Source organism: Candidatus Cloacimonadota bacterium (assembly GCA_034661015.1).
In the GTDB taxonomy this organism is placed as follows: Bacteria; Cloacimonadota; Cloacimonadia; order JGIOTU-2; family JGIOTU-2; genus JAYEKN01.
Map to the genome: position 1 here is coordinate 1 of JAYEKN010000178.1, position 2,776 is coordinate 2,776.

Consider the following 2,776-nt stretch of genomic DNA (forward strand, 5'->3'; position numbering starts at 1 on the left):
GCAAATTATTAATACTATACTTCTCAGATAGCTTCTTTATTCAATCTATATAATAATATGCTCCTACTGTTACTTTTGACGGTAGGGGCTTTTTTTATTTTGTATATTCGCTGAAGGGAAAAGGGAAAGGAGAAGGGAAATGGGAAACGTGAAATGTGAAAAAACAACCATAAATACACAAAAAAAAATAGCCTATCCGTTTACGGACAGGTAAAAAATCGGGTAAATTATTTTACCGCATTTTGGAGTAAAATATCCGCCTGCCCAGTGAAATGCTTTTATCTTTTTTATTTATCCCGTGAAATGATTTTATCTATTTTATTTCACTGGGATTTCACAGGGGTGATATTTTATACAACACTGCAACATCACGGATGTTGCACTCCAAAAAGTTTTATAAGGGTGTGAACGTCCTTGATTATTTCGTTTGTTTTTTTTCCAGCCATGAATGGCTGGGCTAATAAAAAAACATCAAAAATCGAATAGATATTGAAAAGATTGACAAATAATGCACTTCTGAAAAATCCAATTAACAAAATGATTTTGAATCATAAAAATTTTATAATGAAAAAATAAGGAATTTGTTATGCAAAAACTAACCTTTGTTTTATTGATAATTTTTCTTTTTGTTTGTAATATCTTGTTTGCTGACGGAAAGATTCTAAGAAGTTATTTGGATTATTTTAACAAGATTCAATCTTTGGAAGTTAATTTTACCCAACGGAATTATTGGCCTGAACAAGACATGAGTAATGAATCATCGGGTGTTTTGTATGTGAAAGATAAAAATATTCTTTTGGAACATCTACAGCCTGAACATCAAATTATGTTAGGTACTGATACTGAACTGGTTTTTTATTTTCCTGAAAAAAAACAGCTGATCGGTGGTGATTCGAGCGAATGGCAATATTTCATTTCACCAAAGTTTTTGGCAAACGAATATATGAATTTTTGTACGCTTGAATCTACAGAAGAACTGGACGATTCATATATTTTCTCTTTTTTACCAAACGAAGAGATGAATGATTTAAAGGTAATTACAATAACAGTTTCCAAACAAGATTCTCTCATTAAAAGTTTTTTTTATAAGGATAGCTACGATAATGAGGTGCTTTTCAATTTCTCAGATTCAAAAATAAATAAGGAAATTCCAGACTCTCGATTTCTGCTAAAAATTCCGAAAGATGTGCAAGTGATTGACAACAGAAAGAAGTCGCAAAAATAGGAAAGATTATGATCGCATTAATTATGGCAGGTGGAATAGGCACACGTTTTTGGCCTCTTAGTACACAAGAAAATCCTAAACAATTTTTAAATATTCTCGGTGAAAAATCAATGATTCGTCAAACAGTTGATCGAATCCTTCCACAAATAAAAAGCGAAGATATTTATGTGGTTACAAATATTTCACAAGCCTCGCTTGTAAGAAAACATTTGCCCGAATTGCCTGAAGATAATATTATTTCAGAACCTTATGGTCGAAATACAGCTGCTTGTATTGGTTTGGCAGCAATTATTCTCAATAAAAAATATCCTGCTGAAGAAACCATGCTCGTACTTGCAGCAGACCATTTTATCGGAAAGCAAACAAAATTTTTGAAAATTATTGATTATTGCTCAAATTTCGTGAAAGAAGAAAAAAAACTACTTACTTTCGGAATTCAACCCCATTATCCGGCTACGGGTTACGGTTATATCGAATCCGGTAAAGAGATAAGTAGCGATGAATCTCGTAGGATAGTTATCCAACGTGATGAATATCCCATCTATAACGTGAAGCAGTTTAAAGAGAAACCCGATTTGGAAACGGCAAAAGATTTTATCGCTTCCGGAAACTTTGCTTGGAATAGTGGAATGTTCCTTTGGCGGATTGATTCGATATTGCAGGCGTTCGAGGAATTCATGCCCGAACTTAATTTCAAATTAGGTGAGATTAAAAAATGCCTTGCAGATGATCCGGCAGGAATTGCAAAAATATATAAAGATATTCCCAGTATTCCGATTGATATCGGTGTGATGGAAAAGGCGGATAACACTGTCGTGATACCGGTGGATATTGATTGGAATGACATTGGCAGCTGGAAAACAGTAGCGGAAATGATGGACAAAGATGAAAATGGAAATTTCTTTTCTGCCGCAGCGCTTAGTATTGACTCAAAGAATAATTACGTTTTATCAACCCAAAAAGATAAACCGATTGCCATCATCGGAATTGAAGATTGTGCTATTGTCGAAACAACCGATGCTCTGCTGATTTGTAAAAAAGATAAGGCACAGGATGTGAAAAGAATTGTTAATATTTTAGAAAAGAGGAAGAATGCAAGACAATAAAATTTTTCGATTCCCGATTTTTCTTCGAACAGTTTCAATAGTGATTGGACTTCTTGCTTTAGTTTGGGCAATTTATTTTATCACCGGTCCCATCTCTCAAGTTGATAAGTGGTTTAAAAAGGTTGCTCCCTTTATCGTCTTGGTTTTAGTTGGAAATGTGATGTATAAAAATTTATTTACTGTAAATTCGCTGTTCTTTGCTGAACACAGTTTGAAACTACGTTTTCTCCTCAGAAAAACCGTTTCGATAAATTATAATTCTTTACGAAAGATGGAGTTTCAGTTAAAACCTCGGAAAACGATAAAACTTACTTTTGAACAGAATGGAGAAAATAAAATAATTAAGATCAATCGCGGAATTAATAATATTATAATTGCGTTGAATATGCTCGCCGGAAAAGCACCTCAGATAGAACTTGATGAATTTATGCAGACGATAATTAGT

The 2,776-nt window shown here is 33.4% G+C and carries 3 protein-coding genes; all 3 read left to right on the forward strand.

Annotated features, from left to right (window positions below; translation table 11 throughout):
• The first annotated feature begins 586 nt into the window (after positions 1-586).
• Positions 587-1,225, forward strand: coding sequence for an outer membrane lipoprotein carrier protein LolA (locus U9P79_06775; GenBank protein MEA2104326.1), 639 nt, complete (start codon positions 587-589; stop codon positions 1,223-1,225).
• Positions 1,226-1,233: 8 nt separating this feature from the next.
• Positions 1,234-2,331 carry a mannose-1-phosphate guanylyltransferase gene (locus U9P79_06780; GenBank protein ID MEA2104327.1) on the forward strand — a complete coding sequence of 366 codons (1,098 nt, stop codon included), beginning with the start codon at positions 1,234-1,236 and terminating at the stop codon, positions 2,329-2,331.
• Positions 2,318-2,776, forward strand: a 459-nt coding sequence (locus tag U9P79_06785; protein MEA2104328.1) for a hypothetical protein, incomplete at its 3' end; no start/stop codon positions are given. The genes U9P79_06780 and U9P79_06785, both read left to right, overlap by 14 nt.